The organism is Alcanivorax sp., from assembly GCF_014762765.1.
GTDB lineage: Bacteria > Pseudomonadota > Gammaproteobacteria > Pseudomonadales > Alcanivoracaceae > Alcanivorax.
In genome coordinates, this window is sequence record NZ_JABURH010000067.1 from 1 (window position 1) to 2,280 (window position 2,280).

General features: G+C 56.1%; 2 protein-coding genes and 1 pseudogene. 2 read left to right on the forward strand and 1 reads right to left on the reverse strand.

Annotation, left to right across the window (positions count from 1 at the left end):
• Window positions 1-294: 294 nt before the first annotated feature.
• Window positions 295-753, reverse strand: a complete 459-nt coding sequence (locus HUJ17_RS02560; RefSeq protein ID WP_290509210.1) for a hypothetical protein — start codon at window positions 751-753, stop codon at window positions 295-297.
• 101 nt (window positions 754-854) lie between these two features.
• Between HUJ17_RS02560 and HUJ17_RS02565 the strand changes: the two genes are divergently transcribed.
• Both HUJ17_RS02565 and secA read left to right on the forward strand, forming a co-directional pair.
• Window positions 855-1,787 (forward strand): M23 family metallopeptidase, encoded by a 933-nt coding sequence (locus tag HUJ17_RS02565; RefSeq protein ID WP_290509211.1) that lies wholly within the window; start codon window positions 855-857, stop codon window positions 1,785-1,787.
• A gap of 173 nt (window positions 1,788-1,960) precedes the next feature.
• Window positions 1,961-2,280 (forward strand): annotated as a pseudogene (gene secA, locus HUJ17_RS02570) (preprotein translocase subunit SecA); the annotation flags it as partial.

Consider the following 2,280-nt stretch of genomic DNA (forward strand, 5'->3'; position numbering starts at 1 on the left):
TGGCGGCGGCGGAGTAGTCATACTCAGCAGCACGTTGGAAACGTCGAAACCCTGTTGCCACCCGGCGGTTCTCCCGCCGCCGGGTGGTTTTTCGTTTCAGGGGAGGCAAGTTAGCCAGAATTCCGGGTTTCAACACCAAACCGGTAATGCTCGGAGTCGCCCTGGACATGAATAATGGTGCTTGCGTTACTGATGTTCCCCGGTGTTAGCCCCTTCACTTGCCTGTTACACACACTCTGTTCAGGTATTCAGACATTGAGAGTGTTGTGCACCATTGAACTTTCAACGGTTGCCTCACTCTGATTCACCGCGGCTGGCAAGCCGCTGCAAGGATGCCTTGAGGCCTTCGTCCTCAATACTGTCTGCCAGATCGGCTATTTGTCTGGCGCTTTCCCTGGTCAATCTGGGCTTGTCCTGTTGATTGGCATGAACATTGCTGTTCTGCATCTGGCGTTTGCCGCCGACCATTATCTTGATCTGTTGGCCGGGCAGAGCCTGCTGAAGCTTCGGTAAGTGAAAGCGCAGCAGCTGTGCTGTAGCACTGGTTTCGGCAATGGCCAACCAGCGCATGTTGTCTTCTACCAGCATGACGCGTTCGCGCAACGCCGGTGGCAGGCAATCAAGCGGGTCCGCGGGTGCCAGGTTGTCCGGCTCCTTGCGGGCGACTTTTTTGGCCTCCCTGGTCAGGCCGGAGAGAGTAGGATGACCACTCAGCAGGGCGAGCAGGGCTTTGGGCGAAGTTGTCTTGCTCATAGGTTTTACTTAGACTAGCCTGCAAATTGTAAAAAATAATCAAGAAAACCAGTGCAACTATTTGAAATTCTTAATTTTTAGTCGGTGCGTTACACGAATCTATGAATATCTTAGTCATTAACAGCAAGCGTGGCCATTCGCGCACACTTCCGGTTCCGCGACACTGGCCCTGGTTACTGGCTGCCGTGTTGGTGGTAGTGCCAGTGCTGATGGGCGTTGGCGGCTATCTGTTGGTGTCGCAACTCAGCGACCAGCCAGAGTATACGCCGGTAATGACCGAACGTTTTTCCACCCATCTGGAAGAGCAGCAAAAAGCCCTGGAATCCCTGGATCGCCTCAGCCAGGAGCAGTTCCGGGCACTGACCCTGAAGCTGGCCCAGGCCCAGGCTCGACTGGTGCGACTGGATGCACTGGGTGAGAGGCTGGTGGAAGTGGCCGACATTGATGGTGAAGAGTTTGATTTCAGTACCGTGCCGGGGCTGGGTGGGCCGGAAGGCTCGGAAGAAGGGGCCAGTTACGAGCTTCCTTCCTTCATGGAAGCGGTAAATCAGATGGCCGACACTTTGGAGCGCCGCGAGCGTCAGCTGGAAATTCTGGAAAACCTGCTGGCCGGCAAGCAGATTGAAGACCAGACCTACCTGTCCGGCCGGCCTCTCGCCAAGGGCTGGATGTCCAGCCGCTTCGGGCGTCGTTCTGATCCCTTCACCGGCCGTGTGGCCTGGCATAAAGGGGTGGATTTTGCCGGCAAGGAAGGCACGCCGATCATTGCCACCGGCGCCGGTGTCGTGACCTACTCCGGTGATCGTTCCGGTTATGGCCTGATGGTGGAAATCAACCACGGTAATGGTATCGCCACTCGCTACGGTCATGCCCTGGAATTACTGGTGGAGCCGGGTGAGATCGTTCGTACCGGGGACATTATCGGCAAAGTGGGTAATTCCGGCCGCTCCACCGGGCCGCACATCCATTACGAAGTGCTGAAAAACGGTGCTCAGGTGAACCCGCAGCCCTATATTTACCGCGCCCGGCGCTGAATAGCAGACGAAAAACGGCCCCTTCCAGGGGCCGTTTTTCGTTGAGTACCCTTGATAACCGGGAATACCACCTTATCTCTTCATCTTATTGTGTTTAGAATGGCTCACCTTGCGGCCAGTACTTTGCCGCCAACGGGCTGTTTGTCCTGACTTTTTACCGAACCGGAAGTTGTATGCTGGGTACCATCGTAAAAAAAATCATCGGCACCAAGAATGATCGTGAGCTGAAACGCATGGGCAAGTTGGTCGAAACGATCAACAGCCACGGGGAAGCGCTGGCACAGCTCAGTGAGGCGGACCTTCAGCTCAAGACCCGTGAATTCCGTCAGGCGTTCCAGGATGGCAAGACCCTGGATGAATTACTGCCGGAAGCCTTTGCGGTGGTGCGGGAAGCCTCCACCCGAGTGATGGGTATGCGCCATTTCGACGTGCAGATGATGGGCGGCATCGCCTTGCATGAGGGGCGGATTTCCGAAATGCGCACCGGTGAGGG

What these genes read in the sequence shown, in the direction of transcription:
- HUJ17_RS02560 (WP_290509210.1), bottom strand. Translation starts at nt 753, where the DNA reads ATGAGCAAGACAACTTCGCCCAAAGCCCTGCTCGCCCTGCTGAGTGGT.
- HUJ17_RS02565 (WP_290509211.1), top strand. Translation starts at nt 855, where the DNA reads ATGAATATCTTAGTCATTAACAGCAAGCGTGGCCATTCGCGCACACTT.